This is a genomic window from Flavobacterium cheongpyeongense, assembly GCF_003202435.1.
Classification (GTDB): domain Bacteria; phylum Bacteroidota; class Bacteroidia; order Flavobacteriales; family Flavobacteriaceae; genus Flavobacterium; species Flavobacterium cheongpyeongense.
In genome coordinates, this window is the sequence record NZ_QJHK01000006.1 from 146,918 (window position 1) to 163,765 (window position 16,848).

The following is a 16,848-nucleotide window of genomic DNA, read 5'->3' on the forward strand; positions in this document are numbered from 1 at the left end:
AAAAGCATTTTGACTAAAAATAAAATAAATTCTAACCTTTAATAATAAAGTCATGGTAATACATTATCAGGGAAAACAACACGGAAAAAGTACTAAATTCACTATCAGAATAATTGGTAACAATCTTTCGAAAAGCAGTTCCAACTACCAGATAGATTTGTTGGTAGCAGACAAGCGGTTACCTTTATTTACTTCTGAAATTCATCAGAGTTTATCTAATTGCCTTAGAGAGATCTATCTGTTCAGGAAATACAACGGAATCACTTTTGAAGAATCTTCAGAAAAAATCGAAACATTGTTGGTGCCTTATGACAAGGTGTTGTACGATTATAATAAGTATGCTTTGTTTAGGGCTTAAACTAAAAAAAGGCTGCAATTCGCAGTCTTTTTTTGTATCTAAGTTAGGATTTTTATAATCCGGGACTGCTGTTATACCCATTATAGTCATTTAACAACTCGGAAACTTTCCGGAATAATACCGATACAATATAAAAACAGGCTAATTTTTATTACACAATATTGGAATATATAATTGGTATCAGGAGCTATTTACTTCGTCAGTTCGCTATCGTGTACAGTTGGGCTAAGGCATTGATTTTCATAAGAAATAGAGAGTTCACATTTGCAAATCAAATATACTGCTGTTTAAAGTATAACCGCAGCCTTTAACTTCCCGATACGATCAAACTCACTTTGCTGTATACCGAAGTGAGCGATAAAAGTATTCGAAAAATAACACTTCTATTTGATGATTTGTAGGATAATAATTAAAATGTATATTTACAAAGTATACGCTACTGAATAGCGGGTTTGCTTCCTAAAAAGGAGGGATAGTCGCTATAAAGTAGCGACTATATACAAGTTGGTGGCAAGCGCACGAAAACTGCACAATAGAACCCTTTTTAAACGACAAAATTTCAAAAACTATGTTAATTTTACATTTTAGTGTAAAATAATATATATATATTTGCTTATTATTTACAATAAATACAATTATTATGTTGTTGCAATTTTCAGTTAAGAACTTCAAAACTTTTAAAGAGAAAACTTCTTTAAACCTTGTTGCGTCAAACTATGACAAAGATACCCGAGAAGTCGATAATATTTATAATGACAATAAATTCGATATTAGACTACTTAAAAGCGCTGTAGTTTATGGGGCAAATGCTAGCGGAAAAAGCAAATTTTTTGAAGCGCTAAATTTCATGAAATTTTTTGTTATTTCAAGCTCAAAAGATAGCCAAAAAGGAGATGAAATCGATACTGAGCCATTTAAATTAAGTAGCGAAACTGAAAATTCTCCATCAGAATTTGAAGTTGTATTTACACAAAATGATGTGATGTTCCGCTATGGCTTTGAGGTTGATAAAAAAAGTGTGATTTCTGAATGGCTTTATTATAAACCTAAAACTAAAGAAATTGAACTTTTTTACAGAGATGGTGATATTTTTGAAACACATTCTAGAAACTTCACTAAAGGAAAAACAGTTATTAAAGAAGGACTTGTGAGAAACAACGCTCTATTATTATCTGTTTCTGCTCAATTTAACGATAAAACTTCTATTGAAGTAATGGATTGGTTCAAAGAACTTAAAACTATCTCGGGACTCAATGAATCTGGTTATAGAGGTTTTACATTAAGCAAAACTGATGATCCTAATCAAAAAGTAAAAATTTTAAATTTGTTAAAAGCCGCTGATTTGGGAATTCAAGATATTAATCTTGAAAAGATTGATTTAGCAAATCTTCCTAAAGATATGCCAAAGGAACTCAAAGATAGAATTACTAAAGAAGTTATTGACGACAAGAAAGAAATTCTTTCAGACGTTTTAACTTCTCACAAAAAATTTGATTCTAACAAAAAAGCTATTGACTTTATTAATTTTTCATTGTTTGATGATGAATCATCTGGAACTAAAAAATTCTTTGCTTTAACTGGTCCTATTTTAGATGTTATTGAAAATGGTTACACTCTAATTGTTGATGAACTTGATTCAAAACTACATCCTAATCTAGTTTGTAAAATCGTTTCCTTATTTAATTCAAAAGAATTTAATAAAAAGAATGCGCAATTAATTTTTAATACTCACGATACAAACCTTCTAAGTTCTGGATTATTTAGACGTGACCAAATTTGGTTTACTGATAAAAATAAATTTGGCGAAGCCAAACTTTATTCTTTAGCGGATTTTAAATCTGACGAAGTCAGAAAAAACGAATCATTTGAAGAAAATTACATTAAGGGTAAATATGGAGCGATTCCATATTTAGGATTTTTTAATAATCTTGATAATATTCTGCCGTAATATGAGAATGAAGGATAAAAAAGCAGAACAGGCTCTAGATAAAGAAAAGCATAGAGCACAATTAAAAGCTAAACGTAGAGCAGAAACCAGTATTGAAAGACTAGAACCTGTATTAACCAAAAAACCAACAATTCTAATAGTTTGTGAAGGTAAAAATACAGAACCATCATACTTTAATCAATTTAGACTTACATCAGCTACAATCGAACCTGTTGGAGAAGGATTTAATACAATATTTTTAGTTAATCGAGCAATACAACTAGCAAATCAAACTAGTTACGAACAAGTTTGGTGTGTTTTTGATAAAGATGATTTTGATAATATTGACTTTAATAATGCAATTTTACTAGCTGATGCAAATGGTTTTGGTATAGCATATTCTAATCAAGCATTTGAATATTGGATTCTACTTCATTTTAATGACCATCAAGGTGGTGGAATGCATAGAGATGAGTATAACGAGAAATTAAATAAATCTTTGAAAGAATTTAATATTACCTATGATGGCAAAAAAAGTAAAATGATAACCGAAGAAATTTTTGATTTACTTGATGGAATTGATCAGAAATCTGGAAAAGAGCGAAAAATTCTAGCTATTGAAAGAGCTGAAAAAATTTACAACAGATTTGACCACCATAATCCTGCAAATGAAGAATCATCAACAACGGTTTACAGATTAGTAAGAGAATTATTAAAATATTTATAATAGAAAAAATGCCAGACACCAACAGCAAGGGATTCGTTGCGTGTGAAGCACGAACAATGAAGCCCGTGTTGAACGGAACCGCTGATATTCCGCTACTATGGGTTTTTCGATAAATGAGTTATAAGAATTTCAAGAGGCTCGCGCCTCTTTTTTTGGAAGTAGTTTCTGCTTGGTTTTCTCGTGTTTTCCTTCACTTTTAGGCATAGATCCCTTACCCATAAATCAATCCCGCTGCGCAGTCTTTTTCAGATTTTGCCAGCGGAATATCCATAAATTAAATTAATTTAGCGTGATTTATGAACATGAAGAGCCCTGTGAAGGGAGACTTTCACGTACGGTTCCGTGAGAAGGTAAGGGTGAAATTCTCTTCCGTGACTCGATTAGCAGAAAGCATAACCAAAAATCCGCAGAAAATGTGTGAAATAAGCAATCAACTAAAATTTTGTACTTGTCTCGACGAAAAAAATATTGAAAACATTAACTTTCAAAAAAGACTAGACAAATTTCATAAAAAGCAACTTCCAAAATCTAAAGAGCCATTTAGTTGGATTCTCTACGAATATAAAGGAAGTGAAGATAGCGGAAAGATGGGTTTATTAAATATGCCCAGTGATAAAATTGGATTTAGTCTATCAGAAGAATTTGTTTTAGATGAAATTAACACTAAAAACTGTTTTGACTTCGACTACAAACCAAATGAAGGCGATAACTTGCAAATAAACTTTCAAAGAAATAAATATTGGACAGAATTTTTATCTTTCATTTTTAGAAATAATAAATGGGAACCTGACAGTTATTATACATTTACTGAAAAAATTGAACCTAAAAATTACGGAATACTAAAGGTGAACAAATAATGTCTTTTGCTACCAACTAGGGTTGGGTTCGAAGAGCCAACACCGGAGCCTGACGAACTGACGAACTAATGAAATCCATGTCGAACGGAACCGCTGAGACTCCGTCACTAGAGGTTATCATAAAACAATCAGTAGGATTTCCAGAGGATTTGGATCCCAAGGCATGTACGAGCAGAAATAATCACAATCGCTCGTGAGAGTGTCATACTCATACCTAAAAAAGAGAATCGACAAAGCATATAAAAAAACAAACCTCGCCATCAGCGAGGTTTATGTCTAGGGAATTTTGAAAGCAACAGCATTACTTTAAAATCGTTCTAAGTCAATATTGATTTTTACATTACAGCTTGGTTTTTCCTGAAATTCATCCAGCCCGGAACAATCAATAAAAGATTAAAAAACAATAAAGGCAGCAAACTTTTTGCCAGGTTTGTCTGAGAGTTGTCTTCAAAAGTTTCTACTTTAAATTTGGACCAGTTTTCTTTCGCTACAGCAGCATTATCAAAAATTTTCGGGTAAAAGTACAGCCTCAATTTTTCATGAAACGCTTTGGTTTTTTGCATAAATAAAAGCTGGTTTTCCAAATCTGATTTTGCTATCTCATTCAGTTGGATTTGGGTATGTAGCGTGGGAATGAATTGCGCAATCGTCTGGCTCGCCTGATTACGTTGCTTTAATTTTTCTTGTAATTCCTCAGACTGTTTTGCTGATTCATCATCGCCCATTTGCTGCATGGCATAATACCACAGCCAGCTGAACTCCTGGGCAGGAATGCCGTAATTTTTGAATTGCGGATAATGACGGTAGAATTTATCCATCGTCGTTTTTTTATCCATATCCCATTTTTCGTGGTAGGCATTTCGTTGTTTAAGCGTTAGTTCTAATGCCTCGGGAACCGGATATTTATTGACAATATAAGTGTTAATGGCTGCCGGCAGAATGATAATCAGGAACAGCCAGATTGTCAATAAGATTACGGCATTAAAATTTGAATCTTTTTGAAGTGAAACGATAAAAAAACAAACGGCAAACCAAAAAAGAATATATAAAATACTGATAATGTAAAAAGTGAGAAGTGAACTCTTAAATGGAATATCCAAAAGCAGGGCTGCCATAAAGAGGATAATTGTCAGCAATACAATCAGGCTTAAAATCCGGATACAGAATAATTTCAGGATATAGAAAAAAGTATTGTTGCTTTGCGTGGCTACAATTTTCCAGGTCCCGGATTCTTTTTCTTCAGAAACAATATTATAGGTAAAAGCAACGATCAGAAGCGGAAAAAGATAAAGGAGCACAAAACTGAAATCGAGGTTTCCCAACAAAAGATTACTAGGATTGTTAAGTTCTGAATCGTATTTCTGACCTTCCAGACCCCGAATCGTAACGCTCTGAACCGATGGGTTGACATCACGCTGACCAATTGCCAGGCTGTTTAAGGGAAACGTCTTATTTACCAGTGAAAATTTTACATAATAAAGCAAAAGTCCCATTTCGTCTTTGTGAAAGGAAGCGTTTCGGACAATGTGTTCTTTTTGATAAACTGCCGCTTCGGTGATGTTTTTGTTTTGCTTTTGCTGGAATTGCTGTCCAATTAAAAGGCTGATAAAACCAATAATCAGGAGAAACCATAACCCCACTTTTGTTCCCTTAGAGCGGATGAAATTTTTAAATACTAATGCTAACATATTAAATGGCTTTAAGGTTTTTTGAAGCTAACCGGATTAAAATAAACAATAAAATAATCCAGCTAAAAAGTGAAATAACAGAGGCAATTTCGTTCTTTAAAACGCTCAGGACTCCTTTGGGCTCATAATGAAATTCCTGAACTTCTGCCCAATGATTTTTATCAATGACAGCCGGCTTGTCTTTTTGATTGCTAATGTATTTAATTTGTAAGGCATTCATTTTTTGTGCCATATCATAACGATACGATTCGGCTTTTTTCTGGAAATCGATATACGAATCATAATCGGTATTTGATAATGCCATTGACAGGTTTTTCATCGCGATATACGGATTCAAAAATGATACTGCTCTTGAAAAACGGTTTTGCTTTTCGTAAATATGAAGCAGGTTTTCTAAATGTTTATTGTAAATTTTGGAACTGATCTTCTCGCCTTCGGTCATGATAAAACCGGAATAATTGAAAGGAAGTTTCTGAACCGAATCGACTTTATATACCAACAGTAAAGAATCTTTTATCGCTTTATAATGCGAATCATTCGGGTTATGGCTGTCCCCTTGTTTTAAAATATCTTTTTCGATATCGCTGTTGAATTGAATTTTCGAAGGAGCTTCATAAATATAAGCGCCAATTGCCTGCGTTGTTCTCGGTAAGATAATTGTGAAAACCAACCAAATCCCAATTAATGAGATCAGCGCTTTTTTTGAAGTTTTGCATGAGGCAGAAACCAAAACGGCAATGGCGCAAAATAATAAGAGATATATAAAATGAAAGCCGACAAACAAGATCATTTTAAGTGTCTCATCAAATGAAATGCTAAAGTTTTGAAGCAATAACCAGATGAAAACCAAAACAAGAACCGCCGGAAGAAACAGTATCATAATTACAGAAGCAATGCCGAGTGTTTTACCTGCTAAAAGCTGTTTCCAGTTGATTCCCTGACTTGAAATCAGTTTTAGTGTTCCGTTTTCTCTTTCGGCTGCGACCGAATTAAATCCAAGGAAAAAAATCAGCAAAGGCAATAAGATTTGAAAAACCATAGCCGTGCTGATTTCCCCAAAACGCAGCATGCTGTTCGAGAATCCGGCTTCAGAAAAATTGGCTGTATTTTGCTTATGTGCTTCCAGAAATATAGCATTTCCAAAAAAAGGTTCCATTCCAAATTCAAAAACACTCAGCGAAGTACTTTTTCGAAAAGCAAAATTTCCGTAATGAGCCATTCTGTGCGGATTTTTATCCGGGTTTTTCAGCCAGTCCTCACGCGATTCATGCTGGTATTTTTCACTGGTCTGGTTTTGATTCGTATAATTTTCCCAGCCTGATAAAACAGCATAAACCAGCAGAAGGCTAATAAAAAGGGTGATGATAAAAACAGCCTTATTTTTAAAGGCTGAATTTTTTAAATGTTTTGCAATTAAAATTGCTAGGTGTAAAGACATGCTTTGTTAAAATTTATAAGTTACGGTAAGCGTCGCATTTCGTGGCGCGCCGGGAAATAAGCGGAGGTAATTTTGTGCGCCAAGCCAATACGTACGATTAAAAACATTCCCCACATTCATAGCAATCTGCATATTGCTTTTAGTAGGTTTGTAATAAACGGCAGCATCAAAAACCGTAAAATCCGGAATTATAAAATCTCTGGTAAACCACGGAATTTTGCTGCTTTGGTATTGCATTCCCACACCAATTCCGAAATTATTCAGAGCAGAATCAGAGTTAAAGTTGTAACGGGTCCATAAGTTAGCACTGTTTTTTGGCGTATTTTGCTTTCTGGCGCCAATTAAAGAAGCATTACCGTCATTAGTAATTTCGGCATCGATATAACTATAAGAAGCATTAATTTGCCAGTCCGGAATAATGTAACCAGCGAGATCACACTCAAATCCACGGCTTCTTTCGGCTCCTCTTGTTACCAGTAAATCAGGATTTACAGGATCATTGGCGTTCATTAGAATATTACGCTGATTGATTTCGTAAACCGCAGCATTAAAACTCATTGAATTATTAAGGAAAGTAGCTTTAATTCCAACTTCCTTCAAATTACTTTCTAAAGGATCAAACTGGCTTCCGGCTGGTAAACTTCCGGTTTGCGGCATCAAAGTCACTGTGTTCGATTGTGGCTGATAGCCTTCGAGATAAGTTGTATAAATATTAATAGAGTGGTTTACCGCATACGTAACCCCAACCCTTGGCAGCAAAGCCGATTTTTTTACCGTGAGTTCGTTGTTTGTTTTGTAATTGGTGATGTCTTCAAACCATTCGTTTCGTAAACCTAATAAAAAGCTAAATTTTGCCCACTGAATCTGATTCTGAATATAAATGGCATTTGTAGTGGTCAAGGCTGATGGCAAAGCGGTTCTAACATTTAAAGTATAATCTTCCGGGCTAGTAACAGTATATTTCGGATTGTTTAAATTGAAATAATTGACATTTGGTTTTGGCAGAACGATCCCGTCGATAGTGGTGGTTTGGTAATTTGAAGCATTTGCCAAAACGAAAGAACCGGCTACTGTTCCGTCATTTAAAAGATAACCTCTGGCTGCATTTTGTCCGCCGCCTTTGTTTTTATTCCAGCTGCTTAAATCGTAACCCGTTAACAATTTATGTTTCAGTTTTCCGGTTTGTAAGTCGAAATTTAGGTAGGTACTTAAGTTATCAATATCCCAATTTTGCTGGCGTTGTACAAATTGCATCATCGCCAGGCTGGTTACCGGCTGGTTATTCATGTCCACCGCAAAAGCATTGGTGGTTCTGTGTTCCTGAAGATCTTCTGTCCAGGTTTGTTTCATGTACGAGGCATTAAAGCCAATTTTAGAATTGAATTTATGCACAAAATTTGTCATCAGAATCATTTCTTTAGACCTGAAAAAATCGCTCGGAGCACCCAGATTCAAACTTATTGGGGTTTTGTTTAAATCTGTCACTCCGGCTACGGCACCAAAAATGGGCTGTCCTCTATCTAAGATTCCTTTCATGTCGCTTAGGATCAATTCAGTATTGATAGCCGTTTTTTCATTCGGAATATAACTGAAAGATGGCGAGATCAGGAATGATTTATTGTTTACCAGGTCACGAAATGATTTGGCTTCCTGATAAGCACCGTTTACCCGATACAATAATGTTTTTGATTCGTTTAGTGGCCCTGTGAAATCCAAAGTTCCGCGAAGCGTACTGAAACTTCCAACACTCATGCTGACTTCTTTATGCTCTGTTGCCAAAGGTTTTTTAGTCACCATATTGATACTTCCACCCGGATCTACTGATGAAAACGTAGCACTCGAAGGTCCTTTTATTACCTCAACACGTTCAATATTGGTGGTGAGTGGCTGTAAAAAATAATATTGTCTTGTTCGCATTCCGTTGATAATCTGACCCTCTTCATTTTGACTGATACCGCGAATCGTATATTGATTATAGTAACTGGCCGGAATAACACCGCTCGTCATTTTTACGGCATCGGCCAGATAGAATGCCGCTTTATCAGCAATTAATTCCTTGGTTACAGTCGAAATAGATTGTGGAATATCTTTGTTCAATGCGGCCGTTTTTGTCGCTGCAAAAGAATAGTCGCTGTAATATTTTTTGGTAGAACGTCCAATGATTTCAACAGTTTGCAGTTCATTTTGCTTCGCTTCCATTTTAATAGAATCTTTTGCGATGCTGTCCCGTATTTTTTCGTTAATGGTTTGGGATTGTATAGATTGTATGCCTGTTAGAAATAATAAGGCAAATAAAAATAGATGTTTCATTTTGATTGATGGAAATAATTTTTTCCTTTTAAACAGTTTGTAAATACAGATTTTCCAGTTCGTTGGCAGAGATTTTTTCGGCTTCTATAACCGTTACCAGATTTCCCTGTTTCATGATGCCAATGTGTGTTGCTACTTCTCTGGCTCTGAAAATGTCATGCGTCGCCATTAAAATTGCAGTTCCGTCTTCTGAAAGTTCTTTTAAGATTTGAGAGAATTCATTTGAAGCTTTAGGATCCAGACCACTTGTAGGTTCATCCAGTAAAAGCACTTTTGCTTTTTTGGCAATGGCAATGGCAATGCCTACTTTTTGGCGCATCCCTTTTGAGTAGCCACTCAAATTTTGATCGTGGGCTGTAACCTGCAGACCGGCTTTGGTCAAAAAATAAGTCAGTTCGCCGGTCGAATATTTAAAACCGGCAAGGGAAGAAAAGAATTTCAGGTTTTCTAGTCCCGTCAGATTTGGGTACAACATTACAGTTTCCGGAATGTAGGCGACATCTTTTTTTGTTTTATCTGCAGCGGTAACGACCGAAATATCGTTTATTTTAATGTCGCCTTCAGTAGGTTTTATAAATCCAAGAAACAGGTTTATGGTAGTGGTTTTTCCGGCACCGTTTTGTCCTAAAAGAGCAAAAATAGCTCCTTTATTGATCGTTAAATTCAAGCCGTTTAAAGCAATCCGATCGCCGTATTTTTTGGTCAGGTTTACTGCTGTGAGCATAATGTATGGATTTAGAATTATTTATTTTAAGATACAGCTGTTTCCAATCGTTCTTTACTGAACAATCAAAGCTGTTTTTTTTATTGTAAGAAGAAGTTTTCTGAGGACTCTGATACTTTTAAATTTAAAAATGGAAAATCATCCCTTTTGTCTGATGAACCTATCTGCCAAAATAGATTTTATCAGCTGAAGATTTGAAATAGCAGCCATTACCTTTTGTTTAAACAAAAAGAAATGATTTCAAGATTTAAATAGTAAGAAATCCGGTCAACTAAAATAGGGCAGGAGGTGCTCTTAAAGCAAAGAGGCTGCCTTTGAAAAATGTAGAGCTAGTTTTGCTGTAAAAGAAAACAGCAGAAGTTACAACGTCTTGTTTATGAAATGAAAAAGTATGAAAAGAATTTGAAATAAAAGTGCTGAATGCAAAATGACAGACAGGACAATTAGTATCGACAGCATGACTATGCGTGATCTGTTTTTGATGGGGAGTATATTTATGATCGCAATGTTTTTCGTGGATTTGCGTGTAAATATGCTCGTAAGAGTGAATCGTCTGAAAAAGCATTGCGAACAATACCATTAAAGACATGAAAAGATTAATTCGTAAAAATTTCTTTTTATTCATTCTGGATTTGGAAATCTTAGCGGTAAATAACGCAACTGAGTTGCAAATGTATAAAACTTAATGGTTAAAATTTTATTTTTAAGAAATAAAAAGATTTACTAAAAAAAGCAAACATGAAAAGTACCATTTTAAAATCAGGTTTAGCTGCAGTAGCAATTGCTGCGACTATTGTTTTAGAAAAAAAATGAATGAAGTTAAAGGTGTCAGCTATTTGAATTTTTTCAGCTACACAAAAACCGTGTGCCAGCTCGGTTCAGGACAGTTGTTTTATTTAAATCGAATAAGTTTGTGGCGACAATTGCTATAAAGAGAGCTGATTAGTAATTTTTAGTTAAAATTGTCATTCATTATTTTATTAACACTAAAACGATTAATTATGAATGAGGTCACAATTGATTGTGTAGTTTTCGGTTATGATAACGGAAGTCTAAAAGTACTTTTATCAAGGGAAAATAAAGGAGTTGGCGCAAAATGGAGGCTTATATCCGGAATTGTAAAGGATGTAAAAAATGCAGACGCGGCTACCCTGAAATTACTCAATGAATTTGGCAACTTTGAAAATGTGTCCCTTAAACAGCTGACAGAGGCAGCTGGTTCTAATTCTCAAACTTTGTGCTATTTTACGATTATTAATATTGAAGAATACAGGGTAAAATTTGGTGTAGTTGATTTGTATCAAAGATGGTTTAAAGCAACTGAAATACCTGATTTAATTCATGATCACAATTTAATACTGGATTATAGTTTGTGTCAATTGGAAACATGTGTACGTGAGTCTCCTTTTAGTTTTAATCTTTTGCCGAGGAAATTCACAATATCAGAATTAATGAATCTTTACAAGGGAATTTTGAGAATAGAAACGGATAAAGAAAGTTTTAGAAGAGCGTTTTTGAAGAAAAAAGTTTTAGTTCCTTTGAAAGAGAAAAAAGAAACTGTTTCTGAAAAGGAAGATCAACTGTATAAGTTTAATGCCGCTTTTTATGAAAAATCCGGTTTAGATCATTTTATTTTGGATTTTTAATATTCTAAGCTATAATTCTTTTAAAAATTAAATTTCTTTTGATAACAATTGTCTTAGCCCAGACAGAAACGGCATCCTTTGACTGCTTTCTTTAAGCAGGCAAAGATATAGTGGATGGCTGGATTAGCTCCTGAAAAAACAAAAACCTTAGCAGAAATTCGTTTACTGCCAAGGTTTTTTTATTGTAAATAGTTAGGAATTTTGTTTCGTTTATGAGGTATTACCAGATAAATGGCAAATACCAGTTATTGACATTCATTAATTTAGAACGTACTTCATCAGCATTTGCGTTTCCTTCTTTGCTCAGTTTTTCATAAACTTTATCAGCTAAGAAAGACGGGTCATTTCTACGTAAAGAAATACGTACGAGATCCTCCCAGCGATTTCCTTCGTAGGCTAATTCTAGAGCTGCTTCATCAATGATATTATTTTCAATAGAAGTCAGACTATCTCCAACAACTGCAGCCCTTTGAAGTCTTGCACGGCCACGAATACCACCCCCGCGATGCCAGATTGCTCTAAACGAAGGGAAATCGCCCATACGTGCATCAAAATCATAAGGGAAAGCTTTTTTGGTTTGCATGATATCTGTTGCATTTCCTGTAGTTGTATTATATCCTGCAGGAGTATAGGCATCTCTTATTCCAAAATTTAAAAGGGCATCAGCAATTTTATGCTGATTGTCTCTGTTGGCTGCTTCGGCATAACGCAAATGCAATTTGGCTGCACGATATAAGAACCAATCTCCATCTGTTTTAAAGGTATTGGCAGCAGCTTCGTATTTGTAAATATATTTCATGATGACAGGATCTCCGCCTATCTCTTTGTAAGTAAATTTTTGCCCACGCGCATCATAAGGAAAACCGTTACTTTGTGTGTTGCTTTTCCAAAGATCAATTGCACGTTTGGATGGTTTTGCTAAATATTTTCCGCCTGTTTTTGAAAAAATTTCAATAAATGGATTTTTTGGGGCAAAATCGCTGTCAAAAGGTAATGACCAAATCCATTCGGTGTTCCATAATACATCTCTGTCCCTTCCAAAAATAGATCTCCAGCCTTGTGTATTGTTATCTACCAATGTTGTAGCATCCTGTTCGTAAAATCTCAAATACCCAACTGCTAAGTCATTATTTGTAACGACTTCAGCAAATTTTACTCTGTACATATCAACATCGTTTCTTGGTGTACCTGTTTCCATTACGTTTTTATAATGCATGGCCGCCTGCAGGAAATTCCCTTTCCAAAGTTGTAAGTCGCCCAACAAACATTCTTTATTGATAAAAAACTTCTCTGTATTGTAGCCGTCAACTGTTACTAATAAGCTGCTGCCGGATTCGTATATTTTTTTATACTTCAGTCCTTCAGTAAATTTCACCAGTTCATCCAGAAGCTGATTAAAAGAAAGTCTCGGAAATTTATTAATATTTTTAACATCGTCAATGTTAGCCAAAGGTTCCGTGATGTAGGGTACGGTACCATATTGAATTCCTAATTGTAAATAAATCCAGGTACGGATACACGCAACATCTGCATAACGCTGTTCGTATTGCGATTGCGTAAATTTCTTTTCGGCAACCATAATATCGAAATTTTTAAGGGCATCGTTACAGTTTTGAATCACGAGATAGAAATCTTTTGGATTCACGTATGGATTTCCTGCCGAAATATTTTGTTCTGAAAGTTCTTTTAAATAAGGATCAGAATTGCTGGTTGTTGTCATCAGGTCTGCACGCATTTCATTAAGTATAACGTACTTTTTTGCAAGTCCCATAAATTTCCCATAAATCCCTATAACAGCAGCATCGGCATCATATACGTTGCGGTACATTTGTTCTTCAGCTACTTTGTCCTGAGGTTCTACATCCAGATATTGTTCACAAGCGCCTAAGCTAAGTAACAGCACTGACGCCCATAACATGGCTTTGGTAGCTCTCTTTGTCTTTGTTTTTATTGTTGTTGTCATTGGTCTGTTCTGTATATTGTAATAATAATTTTAAAGCCCTAAGCGTAATCCAAGCTGATAGTTTGTAAACTGAGGAACCAGACCGATATCTGCACCTTGTCCAAAAATAGATGAGGTAGCACTGAATTCAGGATCATATCCAAGATATTTGGTGAAAGTAACCAAGTTATTGGCAGTAGCGTACAGTTGAATATATTTTACATATTTACTGTTCATAGGAATATTATATCCTAACACTAACGTTTTTAATCTCAGGTAAGAACCATCTTCAATCCATCGATCTGAAAATTCAGCGTTGCCCATTGGGTCTCCCCAGACTGCTTTTGGCATATCTGTTTGCTGGCCTTCGGCTCTCCATCGGTTTGCAACAGCTATACTTTGATTTTCGTAGCCGCTCATTTTTTCAAGATTGTAACGTACTCCATTATAAAGATCATTACCAACAGAGAAATTAAACAAGGCCTGTAGGCTAAATCGCTTGTATGTAAAATTTGTACTAAAACTTCCTATTACATCCGGATTTGGGTTTCCGATAACCATACGGTCTTTATCATCGATTACTTTGTCTCCGTTAACATCTGTAAAACGCATGTCTCCGCCACTAAACGGAACTAAACTCCCATTTGTTAAACGTCTAGATAGTCCGTCAGCATTGGCTTCTGCAGTTGTAGTATATACTCCATTACTATTTAATCCATAAAATAAATTGGCATCTTTGCCTACAGAAGTTAAGTAAGTAGCTCCGCCAAATTGCGTAAGAATGTCTCCGCTTGGCAAACTTTCTACTTTATTTTTATAATGGCTTAAATTAAGGCCAAAGTCAAAAGTAAAATCTTTAGTATTGAAAACACGGGCATTCAAAGCAACTTCAGTTCCATAGGTACGCATTGCACCACCGTTGGTAACTACATAGTCGAATCCGCTTTCAGCAGTGATTGTTTCGTATGTAATCATATTGGATGTTTTATTAAGATAATAATCCACAGAAAGATTGATACGCTCTTTGAACAAGCCTAAATCCAAGCCTAAATTCTTTTTTAAAACAGTTTCCCATTGCAAATCAGGGTTTCCGATATTGCCACGAACCAAACCTTGCATTCCCAATAAATTTTGAGAAACATAATACGTTTGAGCCGTATAATTACCAATATCATCGTTTCCACTTGTACCTACACCAACTCTAAGTTTAAGGTAATCGATGTCTTTTATATCTTTCATGAAATTTTCTGAAGATACTAGCCAGGCACCCGAAATTGAAGTCATCAATGCATATTTACTTTTTCCTGTTGCTGCATCATCTCCAAAACGGCTTGAGCCATCTACAGCATAACTTGCCGTTAGAAAATATTTATTACGGAAATTATAGTTTCCATTAGCATACATATTCATCCAGTGAGATTCGCCTAATGCTCCTCCTACCTGACGTAATAAGTTCGAACCGGCTCCTACACTTGTAAAATCATCCGTAGAAGAATTGTATCCTAAACCTAAATCACTTTCTGTTTTATTACTTTGAGCCCTGAATCCGAAACGAACATCTAAATTATGATCATTATTAAAGTTTTTCAAATAACTCGCAAAAGTATCCGTATAAAGTCCGTTATAAATCTGAACTTCACTTCCTGACTGGTTTTTTCCAATAGCAGTAGGCAAGATAAGATCTGCAACTCCCATATCCGGAAGAAAAAACGATTCTCTTTCTTTATTATAACTCAAACCTACTATAGAAGAAATATTCCATGCTTTGTTTAAGGCATAGTTGAATTTTAAGTTACCGAAAAAGCGATAGTTATCGTTCTTAGCAAATCCATTTGCAAGGATCGCATTTGGATTACTAACATTAAAATAATCTGTATCGGCAAAATTTGGTGAAACTTCTCCGGCATCGCTAACATCGTTGTAAGTTACAAAAGGAGATTTTGTCAATGCTAAATATAATGGGCTTGTTTTATAAGCTAAACCTTGATTCCACTGATTTTGTTGGTTGTCAATAAAAGAAAGATTAGCATCTACAGTTAATTTTTCTGTTAGTCGTAAAGCAGCATTTAAACGAACGCTATAACGCTTTGAATCAGTGCCTTTGATAACTCCTTGGCTGTCTAAGTAACCTACAGACAGACCAAACTTTGCAATATCGTCACCTCCACGAACTTTTAGGAAGTAATTTTGATTATAACTGGATTTAAAAACCTGATCCTGCCAATTGGTCTGGTTATGATATTTGTAATATCCCAGAGAACCAACCTCGTCGTTCATGTAAGGCAAAGCAGCAATCTGGTCCTGAGACAAACCACGACTAGCTTCTAACTGAGAGATATGTGTGCGATAGGCATCAGCACCCATCACAGGTAATTCATCCGGAGTTTGATTGAAGCTGCCATACATCGTGAAATCAATTTTAGTTGATAACTCGCTGGCACGGGTAGTGGTAATATTAATCACTCCATTGGCACCTTTAGTTCCGTATAATGAAGTACCGTCTTTCATAATCGTTACATCTTCTATATCCTTAACATCAATATTTGTCAATGGAGAAGAGCTGTTGTTTTGTATGATTCCTGAGCCGTAATCTTCATCATCATAAATCATTCCGTCTACAATAATTAAAGGTTTGTTGCTTCCATATAGAGAATTAAAACCTCTCAAAGCCAGATAACTTCCGGCATTTGGCGCTCCGGAGCTTCTGATACTGGTTAATCCGGTTGCTCTGCCCTGAAGAAATCCTGCTACTGATTCTGTTACAGAACTGGACCATTGGTTTTTTTCGAAGTCAATAACACTAGAAGCATGGGTATTGTTATACTGCATAACATTTCCGGATGGCAAATTAGCTATTTGATAGGTGGCAGAGTAGTTGGTCTCATGTAAGAATATTTCTAAACCTGTTTTTCTGTTTTTAATGGCATACACTTTCGTTTGAAAATCCTGACCACTTATGGTAAGAAGTGCTTCTAAATTGGGCACTCCAATTTCAAAACTACCATCATCTTCTGTAATGGCTGCCGAGAATCCTTCGACAGTGATGTTGATTCCTGATAGAGGTGCTTTTGTTTTTGCGCTTTTAACAACACCCTGCACTAAAATTCTCTGTACTTTTTTCTGAGGAGTTGTTGCAGTTGAATCCTGAGCGTCCTGGGCGTATAATTGTGCTTCAAGGCTGCCGGCAAAAAAGAGGCTTACAAGGCAGGTTAGTTTTATAATTTTTAACAT

The 16,848-nt window shown here is 35.4% G+C and carries 12 protein-coding genes; 5 read left to right on the forward strand and 7 right to left on the reverse strand.

The window, feature by feature from the left end:
* Positions 1 to 52 precede the first annotated feature (52 nt).
* The 4 genes from DMB65_RS09260 (at position 53) to DMB65_RS09275 (ending at position 3,869) form a co-directional block, all read left to right on the forward strand.
* Positions 53 to 358 carry a hypothetical protein gene (locus DMB65_RS09260; protein WP_110306367.1) on the forward strand — a complete coding sequence of 102 codons (306 nt, stop codon included), beginning with the start codon at positions 53 to 55 and terminating at the stop codon, positions 356 to 358.
* A 640-nt stretch (positions 359 to 998) separates the two neighbouring features.
* Complete coding sequence (locus DMB65_RS09265) at positions 999 to 2,306, forward strand: AAA family ATPase (protein WP_110306368.1); 1,308 nt, start codon at positions 999 to 1,001, stop codon at positions 2,304 to 2,306.
* Positions 2,307 to 2,313: 7 nt separating this feature from the next.
* A complete protein-coding gene (locus tag DMB65_RS09270; protein WP_230470634.1) occupies positions 2,314 to 3,012 on the forward strand; it encodes an RloB family protein in 699 nt (232 codons plus the stop codon).
* Between the two features lie 413 nt (positions 3,013 to 3,425).
* The gene (locus DMB65_RS09275) at positions 3,426 to 3,869 is read left to right on the forward strand and encodes a hypothetical protein (RefSeq protein WP_123955306.1); all 444 of its coding nucleotides are present in this window, start codon (positions 3,426 to 3,428) and stop codon (positions 3,867 to 3,869) included.
* A gap of 335 nt (positions 3,870 to 4,204) precedes the next feature.
* Here DMB65_RS09275 and DMB65_RS09280 read toward each other — a convergent pair whose 3' ends face one another.
* The 5 genes from DMB65_RS09280 to DMB65_RS09300 form a co-directional block, all read right to left on the reverse strand.
* A complete protein-coding gene (locus DMB65_RS09280) occupies positions 4,205 to 5,557 on the reverse strand; it encodes a DUF3526 domain-containing protein (protein WP_110306371.1) in 1,353 nt (450 codons plus the stop codon).
* Position 5,558: 1 nt separating this feature from the next.
* On the reverse strand, positions 5,559 to 6,995 hold the full coding sequence (locus DMB65_RS09285) for an ABC transporter permease (protein ID WP_110306372.1): 1,437 nt from the start codon (positions 6,993 to 6,995) through the stop codon (positions 5,559 to 5,561).
* A 6-nt stretch (positions 6,996 to 7,001) separates the two neighbouring features.
* Positions 7,002 to 9,305 carry a TonB-dependent siderophore receptor gene (locus DMB65_RS09290; protein WP_110306373.1) on the reverse strand — a complete coding sequence of 768 codons (2,304 nt, stop codon included), beginning with the start codon at positions 9,303 to 9,305 and terminating at the stop codon, positions 7,002 to 7,004.
* Between the two features lie 28 nt (positions 9,306 to 9,333).
* Positions 9,334 to 10,029, reverse strand: a complete 696-nt coding sequence (locus DMB65_RS09295; RefSeq protein WP_110306374.1) for an ABC transporter ATP-binding protein — start codon at positions 10,027 to 10,029, stop codon at positions 9,334 to 9,336.
* 271 nt (positions 10,030 to 10,300) lie between these two features.
* Complete coding sequence (locus tag DMB65_RS09300; protein ID WP_230470635.1) at positions 10,301 to 10,654, reverse strand: hypothetical protein; 354 nt, start codon at positions 10,652 to 10,654, stop codon at positions 10,301 to 10,303.
* A gap of 376 nt (positions 10,655 to 11,030) precedes the next feature.
* Here DMB65_RS09300 and DMB65_RS09305 point away from each other — a divergent pair, with 376 nt between their 5' ends.
* The gene (locus DMB65_RS09305; RefSeq protein WP_110306376.1) at positions 11,031 to 11,675 is read left to right on the forward strand and encodes an NrtR DNA-binding winged helix domain-containing protein; all 645 of its coding nucleotides are present in this window, start codon (positions 11,031 to 11,033) and stop codon (positions 11,673 to 11,675) included.
* A 220-nt stretch (positions 11,676 to 11,895) separates the two neighbouring features.
* Here the strand turns inward: DMB65_RS09305 and DMB65_RS09310 are convergent, their stop codons facing one another.
* A complete protein-coding gene (locus DMB65_RS09310; RefSeq protein WP_110306377.1) occupies positions 11,896 to 13,638 on the reverse strand; it encodes a RagB/SusD family nutrient uptake outer membrane protein in 1,743 nt (580 codons plus the stop codon).
* Positions 13,639 to 13,668: 30 nt separating this feature from the next.
* The gene (locus DMB65_RS09315) at positions 13,669 to 16,848 is read right to left on the reverse strand and encodes a SusC/RagA family TonB-linked outer membrane protein (protein WP_110306378.1); all 3,180 of its coding nucleotides are present in this window, start codon (positions 16,846 to 16,848) and stop codon (positions 13,669 to 13,671) included.

Coding starts and splice junctions, on each gene's coding strand:
- DMB65_RS09295 (WP_110306374.1), bottom strand. CDS start 10,029: ATGCTCACAGCAGTAAACCTGACCAAAAAATACGGCGATCGGATTGCT.
- DMB65_RS09280 (WP_110306371.1), bottom strand. CDS start 5,557: ATGTTAGCATTAGTATTTAAAAATTTCATCCGCTCTAAGGGAACAAAA.
- DMB65_RS09260 (WP_110306367.1), top strand. CDS start 53: ATGGTAATACATTATCAGGGAAAACAACACGGAAAAAGTACTAAATTC.
- DMB65_RS09305 (WP_110306376.1), top strand. CDS start 11,031: ATGAATGAGGTCACAATTGATTGTGTAGTTTTCGGTTATGATAACGGA.
- DMB65_RS09310 (WP_110306377.1), bottom strand. CDS start 13,638: ATGACAACAACAATAAAAACAAAGACAAAGAGAGCTACCAAAGCCATG.
- DMB65_RS09285 (WP_110306372.1), bottom strand. CDS start 6,995: ATGTCTTTACACCTAGCAATTTTAATTGCAAAACATTTAAAAAATTCA.
- DMB65_RS09265 (WP_110306368.1), top strand. CDS start 999: ATGTTGTTGCAATTTTCAGTTAAGAACTTCAAAACTTTTAAAGAGAAA.
- DMB65_RS09300 (WP_230470635.1), bottom strand. CDS start 10,654: ATGAATAAAAAGAAATTTTTACGAATTAATCTTTTCATGTCTTTAATG.
- DMB65_RS09290 (WP_110306373.1), bottom strand. CDS start 9,305: ATGAAACATCTATTTTTATTTGCCTTATTATTTCTAACAGGCATACAA.
- DMB65_RS09275 (WP_123955306.1), top strand. CDS start 3,426: ATGTGTGAAATAAGCAATCAACTAAAATTTTGTACTTGTCTCGACGAA.
- DMB65_RS09315 (WP_110306378.1), bottom strand. CDS start 16,848: ATGTTAAAAATTATAAAACTAACCTGCCTTGTAAGCCTCTTTTTTGCC.
- DMB65_RS09270 (WP_230470634.1), top strand. CDS start 2,314: ATGAAGGATAAAAAAGCAGAACAGGCTCTAGATAAAGAAAAGCATAGA.